This window comes from Nocardia cyriacigeorgica, from assembly GCF_029868385.1.
Taxonomy (GTDB): Bacteria; Actinomycetota; Actinomycetes; order Mycobacteriales; family Mycobacteriaceae; genus Nocardia; species Nocardia cyriacigeorgica_F.
In genome coordinates this window covers 16,233-34,212 of sequence record NZ_JARWNX010000061.1, presented here as the reverse complement: position 1 = coordinate 34,212, position 17,980 = coordinate 16,233, and the positions used below count along the sequence as shown (strand labels likewise).

Here is a 17,980-nt window from a genome sequence, read left to right as displayed (position 1 = left end):
GGCACCAGTGATCGTCGTCTCGGTTCTGATGGGTCTCGTCGCGCTGTCGGTGCTCGGTGCACTGCACTGGTATCTGTGGCGGCGCCTGGTCCGCGACACCACCCGGCCCGGATCGGTGACCCGCTGGTGTGGAACGGGCCTGATCGTGCTCGGCGCGGGACTGATGGTCGCCGCGTTGGTCGGGCAATTGGCGCGGGCGCCAATGGGTTTCATCCGGGCCGTCGCGTGGCCGGGGTTTCTGTGGGCGGCCCTGGTCATCTATCTGCTGATCGGTGTGCTGATAGGGGAGCTGCTGCGGCCCCTGGTGATGCGCTGGTACGACGGGGTACGCGGCGACGGTGCGGATTCCACGCGCTCGGCCGCGGCGGCGCAGCACGATGCGGCCGATTCCGCCACCCGAACCGCGGGTACGGACGCGACCGAACCGGTGCGTGCCGTGGCGGATTCGGGAACGGATTCCCATGCCGCGTTCACGAACTCGCGGACCGAACCCACACCGGACAGCGGTATCGACGGTGCTGGCGCGGAGGCCGCCGGGACCGTCTCTGCGGTGACGACCGCCGAATCGGAACCCGGCCGTACCCCCGCGGCGTCGGTCGCGAAATCGCAGGCAGACCCGATATCGGATGGTGAAGGCGAGGCAACCGAGCCCACCGCCGAAGCATCCGAGCCCACGGTGTCCAGGCGACTGTTCGTCTCGCGCGTACTGGGTGGTGCGGCCATCGCCGCGGCCGTGGGCACGGTCGGTCTCGGCACCCATAACGTGCTCAGCGGGCCCGCCGTCAAACGGATGACCGTCCTGCTGCCCAAACTTCCCCCGGAGGTCGACGGGTTCCGGCTCACCCTGGTCAGCGATCTGCACGTCGGTCCGGCGCTCGGGCGTTCGTTCACCCGGCAGGTCGTCGACACCGTCAACGGTACGAAACCCGATCTGATCGCGGTGGCGGGCGATCTCGTCGACGGTAGGGTGGCCGATCTGCGGTCGACCGTCGCGCCGCTGGCCGATCTGCGTTCGCGCCTGGGCACCTACTACGTGACCGGCAATCACGAGTACTACTCCGGCGCCGACGAGTGGGTCGCGCATGTGCAGGAACTCGGGATGCGGGTCCTGATGAACAGTCGCGTCGAACTGGAGGGATTCGATCTGGCCGGTGTCGACGACGTCGAGGGCGAAGCCGAGGGCCGCGGCCCCGATGTGGCCGCGGCGTTGGCGGGCCGGGACCCCGCGCGAGCGGTGGTGCTGATGGCGCATCAACCCGTCGTCATCCACGACGCCGTCGATCACGGGGTGGATCTGCAACTGTCCGGCCACACCCACGGCGGCCAGCTCTTCCCCGGCAATCTGATCGCCGAACTGGCCAACCCCACGGTCGCGGGGCTGGAACGCTACGGCGACACCCAGCTCTACGTCACCCGCGGTGCGGGCGCCTGGGGGCCACCGGTGCGGGTGGCCGCACCCTCGGATATCACCGTGCTCGAACTGCGCACCGTCCGCGACCGGATCAGTCCGCCGCCCCGTTGAGCAGCGCGCCGATCCGGGCGATGCGCAGCAGCTGCTCCGCGCGGAAGGTCGGTGGATGATGAACCTCGACGCTCAACCGGTCGTCGAAGGTGCTGATGATCGTGGTGCCGCCGCCCGGTTGTTGCAGCCGCCGCCCGGTGCGATCGCGTTTGGCGATCATCGTGGAGCGGAAGTCGGTGATGCGCAGCCCGTCGGGAGCGATCAGCGGCGGGATCCGGCCCCAGTTGGTGGCGATCACGGTGTCCGGTGGTGCCGCGGCCATCTCGGGAATCTGGAGTGGCGTCTGCTGGAGGAAACCCGAGTCGAGGTCGGCGCGCAGCGCCGCGCGGATGCCGCGGGCCACGCCGACCAGGGAGTGGTCGGCGCCCGGCCGGTAGGAGGTGTAGCCGAGGGCATTGGTGGCTTCGGTGGGACCGACCGGTGGGCTCAGTCGGGGACGCAGATCCACCGAGTACGCGTAGTGCAGCCGATTCACCGGGACCCCGCGCGTCTCCGCTTCAGCGAGCAGCAGCGCCGCCGACACCAAGCCGTGCACGGTGACGCCGGTCCGGTGGCCGAGCCCGATGAGCGCGGCGGTCGAGGCCCGGCTCAACCGACAGCGGGTGGTGATCAGCGGGGGATAGGCGTCCTCGGCGGCCGAGGTCGGCACCGTGGCGGGCAGGGGCGGGGCCGTCGGACCGCGCACCGGACGTTTCGCGATACCGCGCGCGCCGAGCAGGTCCTCCACCGACGCCGGATACGGCTGTTCGGTCACCACCGGCGACCGACCGGCGGCCGCTTCCCGATACCCGCGCCACAGCCGCGCGAAGATCGCCAGCGAATGCACGGCGTCGGCGATGCTGTGATGGGTCAGCAGCGTCACGCTCGCGGTGTCGCCGTCGCGGACCACGCACAGCTCACAGGCCGAGCGCCGCTGATCGGGATCGGCGCCGGTCAGCAGCTGTTCCGGCGTGCCATCGGTGATGGTCGGCCGCGGTGGGTCGCCGTCTGGTGCCAGCATCACATGAGCGGTGTCGTCGATCGGCATCAGTCGCGCGCCGAGCATCGGATGGGCGCGGACCACCGCGTCGAAGGCCACCGCCAACGCCGCCGGATCGAGTCGGCCCGACACCCGGGCCGAATATCCGACGAAGACCTCCGCGAATGCGAAAATCTGCTCACTCGGCGCCAAAGGGCGTAGAACAGTGGCTGCGGTCATTGTGATGCCTTCCCCGGTGACCTGCTGTGAGACTATCCCAAAACAGCGGGGCGGCCGGGGATTTCACCGGCCACGATGCGGTGGAGCCGGGCCGGCCGGACGGTCGTGTATCGTTCGGTTAGGTAAACCTAACTCGCCGAGGGAGGCTGGATGGCCAGGAAGCGCACGACCTTGACCGTTGTCGGGACCGAACAGATCGGCCCGCATTTCGTCCGGGTCCATCTCGGCGACCCCGGTTTCGATGAATTCACGCCGAACGAATTCACCGACGCCTACGTCAAGCTGCTCTTCGACCGTCCCGACGGTGAAGTGATGCGCACCTATACGGTGCGGTCCTACGATCCGGTGGCCCGTCGCATCGCGATCGACTTCGTGGTGCACGGCGATGAGGGGATCGCCGGTCCGTGGGCGGCGAATGTGGCTGTGGGCGAACAGATCACGATGTTCGGACCGGGCGGTGCGTACGCACCGCGCGCGGACGCCGACTGGCATCTGCTGGCCGGTGACGAGTCGGCGCTGCCCGCCATCTCGGCGGCGGTGGAGGCGCTGCCCGACGGTGCGACGGCCAAGGTGTTCCTCGAGGTGACCGATGCCGCCGACGAGATCGTGTTCGACTCCAAGGCGCAGCTCGAGGTGAACTGGATCCACCGCGGCGCCGCCGCTCATGAGGTGGGCGAGGACCGGGCCGGTGACAACGCTCCGATCATCGCCGCGGTGCGTGCGGCGCAGTGGCTGCCCGGCCAGGCGAATGTGTTCATCCACGGCGAGGCGCAGGCGGTGATGCACAATCTGCGCCGCTACATCCGCAAGGAACGTGGTGTGCCCGCCGAGTTCGCGTCCATCTCCGGATACTGGCGGCGTGGCCGCACCGAAGAGGGCTTCCGGGTCTGGAAGTCCGAACTCGCCGCGGCCGAATCCGTCGGATAGATCCGATCGGCTGCCACTGCCCGGTGCCCTCGGCATTCGACCGGTCAGGCGGAATCGGTGTCGCCTGACCGGGATGGCTCGCGTGGTGCGACCGTGACCGATCAGGCGGGAACGCAGGTGCTGTCGGACAGGACGGGCAGACAGATCCCGGCCGTCGCCGACAGCAGCAGTCCGGCACCGAGGGCGAGTGCGCCGAGGCTGACGGTCGCGAACACCAGCACCCACAGCAGTCCGGGCAGCCGGGTCAGCCGCGCGAGCTGATCGGCGTCGGTGGTGAGTTCGGCCGAGCGGCGCCCGGACCGGGTCCGCTGCAATTCGATCACCGGCCGGATCCCGGCCAGTAGCAGCAACCAGGTGGCGAGGTAGGCGAACCCGGCCTGCAAGGTATCCGAGCCGAACCAGGAGACGCCGAAAACCAGTGCGCCGGTAACGAATACCGAGACCACCCCGTAGACGTTGCGCACCATGATCAGCATCGCGGCCAGGGCGGCGATGGCGATCCACAGCATGAGCGTGATCCGGTTCGCGCCGAGCAGTGCGGCGAACCCGAGGCCGAGCAAGGCCGGTGCCGGATATCCGGCCAACGCCGTGAGGATCATGCCGAGCCCGTAGGGCTTACCGCTCGAGACCGTCAGCCCCGAGGTGTCCGAATGCAGGGTGATGCTGTTGAGCCTGCGCCCGGTCAGCAGCGCCACCAGCGCGTGACCGCCTTCGTGCGCGATCGTCACCACATTGCGCGTCAGCCGCCACAGCGGTCCGTATCCCACCAGTACCAGCGCCACCGCGGCGGCGCCGAGCACCAGCCACGACGGCGGCGCCGCCTGCGTCGTCGTCAGTCGATCCGCGATCGAGCTGCCACGGTCGACAAATTCGGCTGTATCCACCGCCGCACCCTAATCGACCCGGCCGAGCTTCGCAGCTTGCCCTGGACCGGGGGAGCGCTGGTCGAACGGCGGTTACGGCACTGTCGGAATGCCACGAAGCGAGATATGTGTGAATGGGACGTTTCACAATTGTTCGGCGCGTCGATTCGGCGGATAGCCGAAGTCCGTTCGATATGACCGGATGGACGGATAGACAGGGATACGTTCGTCGGGTCGGTGGTGGTTCGGTGGAGGGAATGCGATGAGCGAGGATGTCCCGTTCGATACGACGGCACGGGACTCCCCGGTGGCGCGCCGCGCGGAAAGCGATTTCGGCACCGCGCTCGGTCTCGGTCTCGATATGGCCCTGATATTGCTCGATGATTCCGACCCCTCGTCGCGGCGGGTCATGGCGCGGTTGGAGCGGGCGGCGGCGCGCTGCGCGAGGGAACAGGTGCCGTTGGAGGCGATCCAGCACGTCATCCACGACAGCGTCAAAGCCGGTCTCGGGCTCGGCGATCCGGGTCGGCGCCGCCTCGGATTCGGCACCGGAGGCGGCGACGAATGCCTCATCGTGGATCTGCTCGACACGCTGACCTCGGCGGTATCGCGCGCCTACGTGGCGCAATTGCGATCGGCGTAGCCGCGAGGGTCGGCAACCCAGGCGCTCGTCGCCAGCCGATCACGCCGAACGGTAGGTGCGGGCGACCAGCGCCGAACGCAGATACCACAGCCCCGAGGGCTGGGTCGGATCGAAGCCGGTGAGTTGGGCGATGCGTTTGAGCCGGTAGTCGATGGTGTTGGTGTGGATATGCATGACCCTCGCGGTGCGCTGCCGGTTGAGGTTGTTGGAGATGTGCCGCTGCAACGTCTCGAGCAGCTCCGGATGATCGTCGAGCGGGTCGAGCAGTGAACCGAGATACTCCCGGCCCGGTCCGGGGCGGGTGAGCTGGTACTCCAGTGCCATATCGTCGAACCGGTACAGCCCGCGCACACAGCGCAGTCGTTGCACCATGTCCAGCAGTTCATGTGCCTGGTCGGCGGCGCCGGGGATCGTCGAGGTCGGCGATTCCACCACCGCGGCGGTGATGGGCACCTGTGCGGCGCGCGAGAGCTGTGCGACGAGTTCGTCGAGTTCCTCATCGGAGAAGGTCGTGCTCGGCACGAGGATGGTGCCGCCGTCGACGCTCAGCAGCGACAGTGCGCGTTCCCCACAGCGGGTGGCCAGCTCGGCCTGTACGCGGCGCAGTTTGCGGCGGGCCACGACCTTGCCGTCCAACGTCGCGTCGGATTCGTCGGGATGGGCGGGGATCGCCATCGCCAGCACGGTGTACGACTCGGCGATCTCGATACCGCATTCGCGGGCCATGGTGGAGGTGCTGTGCCCGCCGAGCAGTGCGGAGGTGAGGGTGTGCACCGCCGTGTGGTGCTCGCTGACGACCGCGCGCAATTCGCGCACATAGGCCATGGAGATCGCCGAGGTCATCCGGTCGAGCATCTCGACAACGAGTTTGGCGCCGTCGACCAGATTGGAGTAGTCGGTGACCGAGGCGTTCGACACCACCAGATCGAAACCGAGTTTGAACCCTTCGTGGATGGCGTGGTGAATGGTGTCGATCGGCACGCCTTCGCGCGCCCAGCCCGCGGCGGCGTTCTCCAGGCGGCGGGTCTTCTCCGGGATGTCGCGCCCGTCGAGCATGCTCACCGCCAGCTCGAGACAGACCCGGGTGATGGTGGTGACATCGCCGTAGATGGCGTCGCCCGGCAGGGTGCCGCAGGGCACCACGTTCTCGACGAAATGGCCGACCATCTGCCGCGATAGATTGCGAACATCCTGGAGTGGCGCCGACATCGGCTGTCCGGAAACCGTGAGTGCTGCTCGCATCGCGCTGTCGACGGCCATAGTGACTCCTTCTACCCCCCGGTTGCGACTGTGCGGTAATACGCTAGCCAGCCCTCCACCGCAACCGGGGAGTTTTCCGAGTGGATTGGGCGGGCACGAGTCTACGAACGTCTTTGTTTGTGAGCCATCACAGGCGTGTGGACTCGTGGCGTCGGTGAACGGGCTCAGCCCGGTAGGGCGGGTGCGAGAACCGTGACGATGTGCTCGACCCGGGTACAGGTCGGCTCCCCGCCCGGATCGGCGCCGCGGTCCACCCGGACCCGAACCACCCCGCCGTCGGCGGTACCGAGGGCGAGTGAACAGCTGGTGGCGGGATCGCCGCCGGAGCTGTGGAAGCGCAGAGCGGGCCGATCGGCGACGGTGGTGTCGGTCGGCTCGATGATGCCTGGCTCGTCGCGCAACCGCGACAGCGCGGTGTCGTCGGCGAACAGGATGCGCACGGCGGCGTCGGCGCTGCTCCAGCCGCATCCCGCCCACGAGTCGTCGGCGCCGGCGGCGACATCCCTGCGCTTGGAACCGGCGACGAACCCGGCCTCGGTGATCAACTGATCGGAGACGGTGCACGGATCCCAGGAGGGCGCCGCCGTGGTGCTGTCGTCCTCGGCACCGCATCCCGTCGCGAGCAGGCCCGCGCTGATCACTACCGCCGCCAGTCGAATCATGGCGCGGATGCTAACGAGCCATGGGCATCACGCACACCTCGCTTGTGCTGGTTCACAGGCGGCGACGGAGCGAGATTGATCCTGCAACAAAAGATGCGGCGCATGCATGTTCGGCGTCGTGACGCAAGGCCCGGGCGGAACATGGCGTCCGGATGGCGCGCGCCCGCGACCGGGCCGCCGTGCGCACAAGATTCGCGTGAGCAGGCGACTTCCGCAGTAGTCTCCGAATCCGTGTAGTTCGCGGACCTGTGCGCGGCACGGCCGGGGGAACGGCCAGCGAGCGGACGTACGCACCGCTCGCTGGCCGTAGGTCGACGGGCGGTCGTACGTCCGCTCACTCGAGGGTCCCGATATGTGAAACGAGCGGCGGTCTCGGCTATCGAGAGCGACGCCAGAACCGGCGCTCGGGCTTGTTCGGCTCCAGGCGCTCGCGTGCCGTTTCGGCGGCCTGGGCGCCGGATTCGGCCAGTTGTGCGCCCTGTTCGCGCGCGGCTGCGGCCAGTTCCGCGGCACGGTGGCGGGCGGTTTCGGCCCATTCCGCACCGCGATGTTTGGCCACATCGGCGAACTCGGCGCCGCGATGTTTGGCGATATCGGCGAACTCGGTGCCGCGTGATTTGGCGACCTCGGCCCATTCGGGCCCGTGCTGCTGCGCGGTACCCGCGAGCGTCGCGCCACGCTGACGGGCCGCTTCGGCCAGCTCGGGCCCGCGCTGCTGGGCGGTCTCGGCCAGCGCAGCGCTGCGGTGTTGGGCGGTCTCGGCCAATGCGGCCCCACGGTGTCGGGCCGCCTCGGCGAGTTCGGCACCACGATGACGTGCGGTTTCGGCCCATTCCGGTGCCCGCTCCTGCGCGGTCTCGGCCAATGCCGCTCCCTTGGTGGCCGCGACTCCCGCGAACTCGCGCCCGCGTTCGGCCGCATGCTGGAGCTGCTGCCGCAACGCCTCACCGCTCCCGTCGTGCGCGGACGCCCCGAACGGCAACGCAGCGCCCACCGCGGTGGCGGCACTCTTCGCCGCACGCCTGCCGCGCCAGCCCAGCGACGGTTTGCCCGCGGTATCGGCGCTCGCGATCATCAGCCCGCCGAGCAGGCTGACATCCTTGAGGAACGCGGTCCGTTTGGCGGCCCTGCGGTCGGGGTCGGATTCGGCCCAGAAGTCCTGTTGGGTGACGGTGGCCGGGACAACGGTCGCGGCCAGCGCCAGCGCGGCCAGCCGCGGCGCCTTACCGAGCGCGAGCATCGCCCCACCGGCGACCTGCGTCACCGCTGTCGCCCTGACCAGCACACCCGGATCGCTGGGGAGTTTGTCGGCCATATCCGATGGCAGCGACTGCTGCCCCTTCTGCACCACCGCCGACGCCGATTTCACCCGCGACTCCGGGTGCATGAGGGTGTCGACGCCGTCCACGACGAAGGCACTCGCCAGCAGCGGTCGGGCGAGCCTGCGGATCAGCATGGTGGTAACCCCTTTCCTCGGGAGTGTCGATTCCTCGGGAGTGTCGATCGTGCGGTCGAACTCTGGCGAAGCCGCGGCAATGGGTCGTCGCGGACCGGCGACGGACCCGTGCGACAACATCGTCGGCCCGTCTACCAGGTGATTCCGACCGTACCACCGCGTATACCCGCTATGACCGAGCCGAATCGGCGCGTGTGGACCGATCCGCCGCCGCGGGCGGCGATGAGTTCTGCCATGACCGCCGGTCTGTACTCACATACGCGATCCATTGCACTCGAGGAGGGCACCATGACCGCTACCTACACCTTCGACGTCTTCTCCAGCCTCGACGGCTACGGCGCCGCGGGCGGCGACTGGACCGGCTACTGGGGAAAACAAGGTCCCGAATTACTCGACCACCGCCTCGCCTCCTACGCCGAAGAACAGCGAATGGTCTTCGGAGCCGATACGTACCGCTTGTTCGCACAGATGCTGGCCTCGAGCACTCCCGAGTCCGAGGTTCGTGACCCCTGGGTCACCCGGATGCGGAGCTTGCCGGCGACGGTGGTGTCGACCACCTTGGAAGGGCCGCTCGACTGGCCGGATGCGACCATCGCCAACGGTGACGCCGTCGATATCGTCGCCGAGCTGAAGAAGGTGTCCGCGGTGCCGTTGCGCTCGCACGGCAGCCTGTCGATGAACCGGGCGCTGATGGCCGCGGGTCTGGTCGACCGTGTCCAGGTGACGCTGTTCCCGGTGATCACCGGAAAGACCGGACTCGACCGCATCTTCGAAGGTGGCGCCGACTTCGATCTCGAGCTGATCGAGAGCCGGACACTGGACGGCGATATCCAAGAACTCGTCTACCGACCGACGCTGCACGGCTGAGTCGAATCTGCGCAGAAGATGTTCTGGGACATCGGATTACGCGTTCATCGGGGCCGTTTTCTGTCGGACCCCTCGACTATTCTGGTGCAGTGAGAAACAGTCGGCGCAGGGCCCGGACTTCGTGTGCGGATTCGGCGCCGATACCTGATGGAACGGGGGTTCTGTCCATGTACGACAACGGACACGATCGGTTGGTGCCGCCGCGCCAGCACGGCGCTTCGTGGCGGGAATCGGAGTTCCGGTTGCTCGCGGCGCGGCTACGGGCCGGGATCGGATTGCGCGGCATCGCCGACGAATTGGGCCGCACACCGTCGGCCGTGCAGGCGGCGTTGCGCAATTTCGTGCCCCCTGGTGAGCGGGTCCGCGCGAACGAGCGCGCGGCCTGGGTGCGGGATCGGCTGGTGGCCGAGCCGGAGTGGGATTGGTGGTCGGTGGTGGTCGAACATCATCAGCACAGCCCCTCGGTGCTGTGGCTCACCGAGGACGAGCACACCGCCCGCGAGGCCTGGCGCGACCGCACCCCGATGCCGGTGCTGGCCCAGCGGTTGCGAACCTCGGAATTGGCGGTCGCGGAATTCCTGCGGGCGCTGGGCATGGCCGAGAGCCTGGGCGAGGTGGCCGACCGGCTCGGTGCGACACCGGGGCAGGCGCTGGCCAAACGAGTGCGCGCCGGTCGCGATCAGGACACCTCCGCCAGCTGGGTGCTCGTGGTCGACGGCGCCGAGGGCACGGTGCGTCCACGCAGCGCACCGGTGAAACGGCATGTGTCGGTGCACGAATCCCGTGCCGCCGCCGAAGCGGGTAGGGACCGGGTGCTGCGCTGGCATCGGCGCAATGCGGGCGACAGCGCCGCCCCGGTGTGGTGGACCATCGCTCAGCGCGGGGTCGGGGATGTCGCGGGCCGCACCTACTGCGGGATCTACGGCCCGCGCGATACCGAGGGTGGTGGTGTGCGCGCCGATGCGCTCATGGTGGGCGACCACATCCGCGTCGCCTCCGCCGACGGCGTCGTGCTGGACGCGGTGGTCGAGTCGGTGGAGCACGCCGAGGGTGTGGTGGTCGCCGATCTGGGTCCGGTCGCCGATTCGCGGGTCCGGCAGGTGATCGAGTTCGACGCCGCCGAGCGGGTCGAGCTGCTGTCGGCCGAGCGCGCCGAGTTCTGACGCTCGGGCCGTGGTGCCGCAATGGGTTTCGTGCGGCACCACGGTGCGAGGACTGATCAGACGCGGAACGGGCTCACAGCTTGTCGCCCGTCCGTCGCGGCATCATGGTGCTGGTGATCACCGTCAACACGGTGATCACCAGCACGGCGATGAACACCAGATGCACGGCCGCCGCGAGTGTGTCCGGCGCCGGACTGTCGGCGCCGCCGAGACGCGCGTTGACGATCGCACCGAACACCGCCACACCCACGGCACTGCCGAGCGATCGGGCGAACATGTTCGCCGAGGTCACCACGCCGCGTTCATGCCAGTCCGCGCTGGTCTGCGCGGCGATCAGCGTCGGTGTCGCCACCAGACCCATACCGGATCCGATCACGAAACACGAGGCGGCGACCTGCCACAACGGGCTCTGCTCGCCGATCAGCAGCGTCGACGCCGCACCGACGGCGGCCAGGCTGCTACCGATCAGCGCCGTCGTGCGGAAGCCCAGCCGCAGATATACCCGCCCGGCCTGCGATGCGGCCAGCGGCCAGCCGAGCGTGAGCGCGCCGACGGTCAGACCGGCTACCAGCGCGCCCGTGCCCAAGACACCCTGAGCGAAAGTCGGCACATAGCTCGTCAACCCGAGCAGTAGGGCGCCGACCATCAGCGAGACGGCGCTGCTGGCCACCACCACCCGCCGGGTGAACAGCCACAGCGGCAGGATCGGATGTTCGGCGCGGCGCTGGACGAGTACGAACAACCCGAGCACCACCGCACCACCGGCGAAGATCGCGATACTCGCCGGTGACCGCCACGCCCACGCCTGCCCACCCTCGAGCAGTCCGAGGATCAGCGCGCCCGCACCCACAGTGAGCAGCATGGCGCCCAGATAGTCCACGCGCTGCCGTCGCCGCGGTGCGGTCTCGGTGAAATTCCGCAGCAGCATCCAGCCCGCGAGCGCCGAGAGCGGGAGATTGATCAGGAAGATCCACCGCCAGCCGATGTATTCGGCGAACACACCGCCCAGCAGCGGTCCCGCCACCGACGAAATGGCCCATACGCTGGCCAGATAGCCCTGCACCTTGGCGCGTTCGGCGAGGTTGTAGAGGTCGCCCGCGATGGTCATCGTCATCGGCTGGATGGCACCGGCACCCACGCCCTGGATCGCGCGGAAGATGATCAATCCGAGCATGCTGCCCGCCAGCCCGCACAGCAGCGACCCCACCGCGAAGACGGCGATCCCGAACAGGATCACCGGTTTGCGGCCGACGATATCGGAGAGCTTGCCGTAGATCGGCACCGTGACGGCCTGGGCCAGCAGGTAGATGGAGAACAGCCACGGGAACTGGGCGAATCCGCCGAGGCTTTCGGTGATGGTGAGGACCGCGGTGGCGATGATGGTCGAGTCGAGCGCCACCAGCGAGGTGGCCAGCATCAGTGAGCCGAGTACCGCCCCGCGCTCCGAACGCAGGCCGACCGCCGATTCCGCCGTATCGGTCACCATCGGCGGCCCCTTTCGTTCGTTCGAGTAACCATCTCGAACGAACGCCGCCGTACCGGGAATATTCCGCGTGCTCGCATCAGAAGCGGATCTTCAGTTGATCAGTGCGCGGTCGCGCCTGACAGCCCAGGATGTAGCCAGCCTCGATGTCCTCCTCGTCGAGGATCGCGCTCGGCGGCATATCCACTTCGCCTTCGAGGACGGTGCACGCGCACGAACCGCATTCACCTTCCCGGCAGGAGTAGGGCACATCGAGGCCCTTGGACAGCATGATGTCGACGAGAGTCCGGGAGCGCGGCCAGTTCATCTGGTGCACCTCACCGTCGAGTTCGACCGCGACGCTGGCCGAATCCTCCTCGTCGGCGACCTCTTCGATATCGGCGAACGGATCGCCCGACAGCGAGGTGAACACTTCGGTGTGCACCCGCTCGCGCGGCCATCCCGAACCGGTCAGCGCCTCGCCGACCGCGGTCATGAACGGTCCAGGGCCGCAGATGAACGATTCGTACTCGCCGAACGGCTCGGCGAACGCCGCCAGCTGCGCGGGCGTCGGCAGGCCCTGCAACGATTCCAGCCGGTGCACCACGGTCAACCGCGTGGGGTGGGCATTCACCAATTCCCGCAGTTCATCGGCGAAGATCACCGAATCCTGATCGCGGTTGGCGTAATACAGCACCACCCGGCCCTCGCCCTCGGCCAGTGCCGACCGCAGGATCGACATGACCGGCGTGATACCGCTACCCGCCGCCCACAGCAGGAAGTCGGCCGCAAGCGATGCGGGGGAGAACGTTCCCGAAGGCGGCAGCACTTCGAGCGTATCGCCGACGGAGACGTTGTCGCACAACCAATTCGAGCCGTAGCCACCGGCGGTGCGCTTCACGGTGACCTTCGGTGCGTCACCCGTGAACGGTGAACTGGCCAGCGAATAGCAGCGAGCCACCGACCCGGTCTGTGCGCTGGGGATACGCAAGGTCAGGAACTGTCCCGGACGATAGCGGAAACGGTCCGCGGCCTCGGCGGGGATATCGAACACCAGCGACCTGGCGTCGGCGGTCTCCTCGATCACCGACGCCACCCGCAGCGTCACCGCGCGCGAACTGCGCGGTAGGTCAACAGTCGCCGTGGTCACTTCATCCTCCTGCGGTCACGAATACGGTGGGCGTCCACCGCTATGCTCACCGATGCGCGCATTCCCGAGACGGGTCGTTCCCGATGGCCGGGAGGCCGTCGCCGACCGCCCGCTCACCGGGACGACGCGTGTCACCGCGGTCCGCACCGCTCTACCGTCACGCCGGTGAGCAGTCGATTCCCCGGGAGCGCCCCATGAACCGTATGCAGGACAAGGTCGCGTTGGTCACCGGCGCAGCGGGTGGGATGGGTCGCACCCACTGCCGCAGGCTGGCCGAAGAAGGCGCCGACATCATCGCCGTGGACCTGGACCGGACGGCCGACGATCTCGCCACGACGGCCAAGGAGGTCGAAGCGCTCGGGCGGCGATGCGTCACCGGATTCGCCGATGTGTGTGATCAGCAATCGCTCGACGCCGCGGTCGCCGAGGGTGCGCAACGGCTCGGCCGCCTCGACGTGATCGTCGCCAATGCCGGAATCTATGCCGATCTCGGCCCCTCGTGGGAGCTGACCGATGCCGCCTGGCAGCGCACCCTGGATATCAACCTCACCGGTGTCTGGCACACTGTGCGCGCCGGGGCGTCGTATCTGCCGAACGGCGCGTCCATCGTCATCATCAGCTCCACCAACGGCCTCAAGGGTGGTGCGGGCTCGGCACACTATTCCGCCAGCAAGCACGCCGTGGTCGGTTTGGCGCGCACGCTCGCCAACGAGATGGGCCCGCTGGGGATCCGGGTCAATACGGTGCATCCCGGATCCGTTGGAACGCCGATGATATTGAACGAGAGCGTATTCGCGAAGCTGCGCCCGGATCTGGCGAACCCGACCGAGGAAGACGCGGCCGAGGCGCTCGCGCAACGCAATCTGCTGCCCGTGCCGTGGGTCGATCCGGTCGACGTCAGCAATGCGGTGGTGTTTCTCGCATCCGACGAGTCCCGTTATGTCACGGGAACCCAGCTCGTCGTGGATGCCGGACTGACTCAGAAGGTGTGACATGGGACGGGTTTCAGGCAAGGTCGCGCTGGTCACCGGCGCGGCGCGAGGCATCGGTCGCGCGCAGGCGGTGCGGTTGGCCGAAGAAGGCGCCGATATCGTCGCGCTCGATATCTGCGCTCCGGTCGAGACGGTGATCATTCCACCGGCGACCGAGGACGATCTGGCGCAGACCGCGCGAGCGGTCGAGGCGGCCGGCGGACGTGTCGTCGCCGCGACCGTCGACGTGCGCGACGGTGAAGCGCTGCGCGCGGCCACCGATGCCGCCGTCGCCGAACTCGGCGGCCTCGATATCGTCTGTGCGACCGCCGGGATCACCTCCAGCGCACCGGCCTTGGAGCTGAGCGAAGCCGCCTGGCAGACGATGCTCGATGTCAACCTCACCGGTGTCTGGCAGACCTGCAAGGCCGCGACCCCGCATCTGATCGAACGTGGCGGTGGGTCGATGATCCTGACCAGCTCGATCGCCGGGCTGCGCGGACTCGTCGGCGTCGCCCATTACACCGCGGCCAAACACGGTGTGGTCGGTCTGATGCGTTCACTCGCCAAGGAGCTGGCCCCCCACCAGGTGCGGGTCAACTCGGTGCATCCGACCAATGTGGATACCCCGATGATCCAGAACGATATGGTGCGCAGGGCTTTCCGCCCCGACCTCGAGCATCCGACGCGCGAGGAATTCGCCGAGGCCGCCGTGACCATGAACATGCTGGCGATTCCGTGGGTGGAGCCGGTCGATATCGCCAACGCGGCACTGTTTCTCGCCTCCGATGAGGCGCGCTACATCACCGCCGTGACCTTGCCGGTGGACGCGGGTAGCACCCAGCGATAGCGCGCTCGTCCTGCGCGCCAGGGCACGCTCGGCTCGGGCGCAGTGTCGGCCCGGTCCGCGATCGTGCGGATCGGGGCCTGGCGCGGCGGCCGGTACACGGACACCGCGCCGGGATATCGACCACACCAAATGCTGCTGTACACAGGGGGATCCGCCCGGAAATGAACTTCGGCTCCACACCATGGTGTGGAGCCGAAGTTCGTATCGGCTCGGTTATTCCTTGCGAAGCAGGAACGCGCGCACCGCGGATTCGAACGCATCCTTCTGCTCGATCATCGCCCAATGCCCGCAGTGGGGGAACACATGCAGTTCCGCTCGCGGAATGGTGCGCATCGGGATCAGCGCCATATCCAGCGGGCTCACCCGGTCGTCACGCCCCCAGGTCACCAGGGTCGGTGCCTGCACCTTGTGCAACATCGCCCACGGCGGGGGAGTGTCGGAGACCTCCATGGCGCGGACCATGGCGGTGAACGCGGCCTTGCTGTACATGCGGCGCGCGCTGTCGAGGGTGGCCGGATCGGTGGCCTGAGTCCAGCGTTCCTCGATCAGTTCCTCGGTGACCAAGGCCGGGTCGTAGACCATCGAATGCAGCCATTCGATCAGCCGTGCCCGCGTGGGGTTCTCGGTGAACTCCTGGAGCAGTTTGATTCCCTCACCCGGACCGGGACTGAAGATGTTCTTGCCGATACCACCGATGGTGACCAGCTTGCCCACCTTCTCCGGGTGCGCGATCGCATAATTCAGCGCGACCCCGCCCCCCATCGAGTTCCCGATGATGTCGACCCGATCCAGCCCGAGCGCCTCGACGAACCGAACCACCGCTTCCAGCGCGGTGACCATCGGATGCCCCCCGAAGTCATCACTGACCCCGAACCCCGGAAACTCCAGGATCAGACACCGGAAATCCTCCGCGAACACCCCGAGATTCCCCCGAAAATTCCGCCACCCCGTCACGCCGGGCCCCGACCCGTGCAACAGCAACAACGGCGGCCCATCCCCGGCCTCGTGATACCGCAACACCCCGGCCTCGGTCCGAACCTCTCGCAACGTGCCCGCATAGCTCAGGTCGTCCGACGTCATATCCCAACCTCCATCTCAGTCGTCCGGTCCACGTTGCCATCCACGGTGTGTAGGCGGGGGCCGCTCCTCCCGGTGAGCGGACAAGGCGTCGTCGCCCGCCGCTGCACGCGACATCCCGACCGGAGGCGGAGGCGTACGTACATGCGCCAGGGAAGGTGACGGCCGTGGAAATGTGGCGCGGGCGATCCCAGCGCGAGGGCCTCAGGCGGCGATGTGTGTGCGCAGGGCGTCGATCAGCTGCTCGGTGGCATGGTGATGGGGCGGTCGCTGACCTGGGCGTCGCCGAGTTCGACTATGCGCCAACGGCCGTCGGTGTGTTGGACGAAGTCGGCGGTGACGAAGGGGAGGTCGAGGTGGGTCCGGGCCGGTCGCGTAATCCACGCGACCGGCCCGGCGACGACGACTCAGTGAGCGAACACCAGCCCTTCCTCCCCGCTGCCTGCCACCTTGCTCGGCGCGGACACCTGCACGATGCGGCGTGGTAGTGCGGCGGCGACCGCGGCGCCGATGAGTGCGGTCGCGGCGCCGATCAGGAAGGCGATCGTGAAGCCCTTGTCGAGGTAGAACACCGCGCCCTGGGTCATTTCCGGCGGGATCGGCGCGATGTAGGAGTTGTTCATGACTGTGAACGCGATGACCGGAAGCACGGCGGGGAAGACGCTCTGCGATACCCCGACGATGCTGGCGGTGCTGGCCTGGAGTTGCGGGGGCACCGCCTCGATCAGCAGGTTGGGGATGGCCGCGTAGGCCATGCCCATACCGGTGCCGAAGATGCCGGCGAACGCGATGAGCAGCGGTTTGCTGTCGTGTACGGCGGCGGTGAGTGTGAACCCGGCGGCCATCAGCAGCATGCCGCAGGTCATCAGGATGCGCGGCCGGACATCGCGGCGGCCGACGAGCAGGCCGACGAGCACACCACCGACCACGACCATCAGCCCGATCGGAGCCTGGAAGATCGCGAAACCCTCCGCGGTGACGCCGAATCCGTAATCGAGCCCGAGGACGGCGGGTGTCATCGCCAGCATCGGCAACAGGATGGTGAACAGACCGCTCGATCCGTAGCAGAGTCCGGCGCCGATCGTGGTCAGCAGCACCGGGCGGCGGCCGAGCACATCGAGGTCGATCAGCGGCTCGCGGATCATCCGCGCCGTCGTCAGCCACGCCAGCAGCAGCACCACGCCACCGGCGAGGTAGGCGAGGGTGGATCCGTCGCGCCAGCCCCATGTCGGCCCGAAGCTCACCGCGATGAGGATGCCCGCGATACCGCCGCCGAGCAGAACGGCACCGAGCAGATCGATACGCGACCGCAGCCGCACCGGCGATTCGGCGGTGGTGACGAAGATCAGCGCACCGAGAACCACGAGACCGATGACGAAGAACCAGAAGATGCTGCGGAACCCGAAATCATCGATCAGCCAGCCGGTGAGGAACGGCGCGGGGATCGCGATCAGCCCCATCCCGCTGGTCGCGATGCTGACGGCCAGTGCGATCGTCTTCGCCGGGAACACATCCCGGATCAGCGAGTAGCTCAGGAACAGGCAGGGGACCAGCAGGCCGGTGAGCGCGCGGCCCGCGATCAGGACGGCGTAGCTACCGGCGATCGCGGAGACGAACGATCCCACCGCGGCGACGGCGATGCAGCCGAGCAGGGCCTTGCGCTTGCCGTACATATCCGCCAGTTTGCCGATCAGCGGTGCGGTGACGGCTCCGACCAGCAGGAAAGACGTCAGCAGCCAGGCGCCCTGGGTGGTCTGGTAGTGCGCGGCGATCGACGGCAGCGCCGTGGAGATCATCATGTAGCTCACCGCGAGCATTTCCAGCAGCAGCACGATCGAGGCGAGCGAGAAGATCAGCCGTGGAGTCCAGCGCTCGGCGGTGTCGGGTGGTGGGGTGGGAGCGACCATGA

At 68.0% G+C, this 17,980-nt stretch carries 17 protein-coding genes; 7 read left to right on the top strand and 10 right to left on the bottom strand.

The window, feature by feature from the left end; genetic code table 11:
* Positions 1–7: 7 nt before the first annotated feature.
* Complete coding sequence (locus QH168_RS21775; RefSeq protein WP_280236617.1) at positions 8–1,522, top strand: metallophosphoesterase; 1,515 nt, start codon at positions 8–10, stop codon at positions 1,520–1,522.
* Here the strand turns inward: QH168_RS21775 and QH168_RS21770 are convergent.
* Positions 1,503–2,720 carry a phthiocerol/phthiodiolone dimycocerosyl transferase family protein gene (locus tag QH168_RS21770; protein WP_280236616.1) on the bottom strand — a complete coding sequence of 406 codons (1,218 nt, stop codon included), beginning with the start codon at positions 2,718–2,720 and terminating at the stop codon, positions 1,503–1,505. The genes QH168_RS21775 and QH168_RS21770 overlap by 20 nt on opposite strands.
* A gap of 150 nt (positions 2,721–2,870) precedes the next feature.
* Here QH168_RS21770 and QH168_RS21765 point away from each other — a divergent pair, with 150 nt between their 5' ends.
* Positions 2,871–3,647, top strand: coding sequence for a siderophore-interacting protein (locus QH168_RS21765; RefSeq protein ID WP_280236615.1), 777 nt, complete (start codon positions 2,871–2,873; stop codon positions 3,645–3,647).
* A gap of 101 nt (positions 3,648–3,748) precedes the next feature.
* Here the strand turns inward: QH168_RS21765 and QH168_RS21760 are convergent, their stop codons facing one another.
* A complete protein-coding gene (locus tag QH168_RS21760) occupies positions 3,749–4,531 on the bottom strand; it encodes a M50 family metallopeptidase (RefSeq protein WP_280236614.1) in 783 nt (260 codons plus the stop codon).
* Between the two features lie 241 nt (positions 4,532–4,772).
* Here QH168_RS21760 and QH168_RS21755 point away from each other — a divergent pair, with 241 nt between their 5' ends.
* Positions 4,773–5,153, top strand: coding sequence for a hypothetical protein (locus QH168_RS21755; RefSeq protein ID WP_280236613.1), 381 nt, complete (start codon positions 4,773–4,775; stop codon positions 5,151–5,153).
* Between the two features lie 39 nt (positions 5,154–5,192).
* On the opposite strand, the gene QH168_RS21750 is transcribed toward QH168_RS21755, so the two are convergent.
* From QH168_RS21750 to QH168_RS21740, 3 genes are all read right to left on the bottom strand, one after another.
* Positions 5,193–6,413, bottom strand: coding sequence for a PucR family transcriptional regulator (locus tag QH168_RS21750; protein ID WP_280236612.1), 1,221 nt, complete (start codon positions 6,411–6,413; stop codon positions 5,193–5,195).
* A gap of 164 nt (positions 6,414–6,577) precedes the next feature.
* A complete protein-coding gene (locus tag QH168_RS21745; protein ID WP_280236611.1) occupies positions 6,578–7,075 on the bottom strand; it encodes a DUF3558 family protein in 498 nt (165 codons plus the stop codon).
* 376 nt (positions 7,076–7,451) lie between these two features.
* Positions 7,452–8,531, bottom strand: a complete 1,080-nt coding sequence (locus QH168_RS21740; RefSeq protein WP_280236610.1) for a DoxX family protein — start codon at positions 8,529–8,531, stop codon at positions 7,452–7,454.
* A 288-nt stretch (positions 8,532–8,819) separates the two neighbouring features.
* Between QH168_RS21740 and QH168_RS21735 the strand changes: the two genes are divergently transcribed.
* Together QH168_RS21735 and QH168_RS21730 are read left to right on the top strand one after the other, a co-directional pair.
* Positions 8,820–9,398: a dihydrofolate reductase family protein gene (locus tag QH168_RS21735; RefSeq protein ID WP_280236609.1), complete on the top strand. Its 579-nt coding sequence runs from the start codon at positions 8,820–8,822 to the stop codon at positions 9,396–9,398.
* 167 nt (positions 9,399–9,565) lie between these two features.
* Positions 9,566–10,561: a hypothetical protein gene (locus tag QH168_RS21730; RefSeq protein ID WP_280236608.1), complete on the top strand. Its 996-nt coding sequence runs from the start codon at positions 9,566–9,568 to the stop codon at positions 10,559–10,561.
* A 73-nt stretch (positions 10,562–10,634) separates the two neighbouring features.
* Here QH168_RS21730 and QH168_RS21725 read toward each other — a convergent pair whose 3' ends face one another.
* A complete protein-coding gene (locus tag QH168_RS21725; RefSeq protein WP_280236607.1) occupies positions 10,635–12,047 on the bottom strand; it encodes an MDR family MFS transporter in 1,413 nt (470 codons plus the stop codon).
* Positions 12,048–12,123: 76 nt separating this feature from the next.
* Positions 12,124–13,173 carry a ferredoxin--NADP reductase gene (locus tag QH168_RS21720; RefSeq protein WP_280236606.1) on the bottom strand — a complete coding sequence of 350 codons (1,050 nt, stop codon included), beginning with the start codon at positions 13,171–13,173 and terminating at the stop codon, positions 12,124–12,126.
* Positions 13,174–13,367: 194 nt separating this feature from the next.
* Here QH168_RS21720 and QH168_RS21715 point away from each other — a divergent pair, with 194 nt between their 5' ends.
* The gene (locus tag QH168_RS21715) at positions 13,368–14,165 is read left to right on the top strand and encodes a mycofactocin-coupled SDR family oxidoreductase (RefSeq protein WP_280236605.1); all 798 of its coding nucleotides are present in this window, start codon (positions 13,368–13,370) and stop codon (positions 14,163–14,165) included.
* Between the two features lies 1 nt (position 14,166).
* A complete protein-coding gene (locus QH168_RS21710) occupies positions 14,167–14,994 on the top strand; it encodes a mycofactocin-coupled SDR family oxidoreductase (RefSeq protein WP_280236604.1) in 828 nt (275 codons plus the stop codon).
* A 213-nt stretch (positions 14,995–15,207) separates the two neighbouring features.
* Here the strand turns inward: QH168_RS21710 and QH168_RS21705 are convergent, their stop codons facing one another.
* From QH168_RS21705 to QH168_RS21695, 3 genes are all read right to left on the bottom strand, one after another.
* The gene (locus tag QH168_RS21705; protein ID WP_280236603.1) at positions 15,208–16,074 is read right to left on the bottom strand and encodes an alpha/beta fold hydrolase; all 867 of its coding nucleotides are present in this window, start codon (positions 16,072–16,074) and stop codon (positions 15,208–15,210) included.
* Between the two features lie 233 nt (positions 16,075–16,307).
* Complete coding sequence (locus tag QH168_RS21700; protein ID WP_280236823.1) at positions 16,308–16,451, bottom strand: ATP-grasp domain-containing protein; 144 nt, start codon at positions 16,449–16,451, stop codon at positions 16,308–16,310.
* A 27-nt stretch (positions 16,452–16,478) separates the two neighbouring features.
* On the bottom strand, positions 16,479–17,978 hold the full coding sequence (locus QH168_RS21695; RefSeq protein ID WP_280236602.1) for an MFS transporter: 1,500 nt from the start codon (positions 17,976–17,978) through the stop codon (positions 16,479–16,481).
* Between the last annotated feature and the right edge of the window lie 2 nt (positions 17,979–17,980).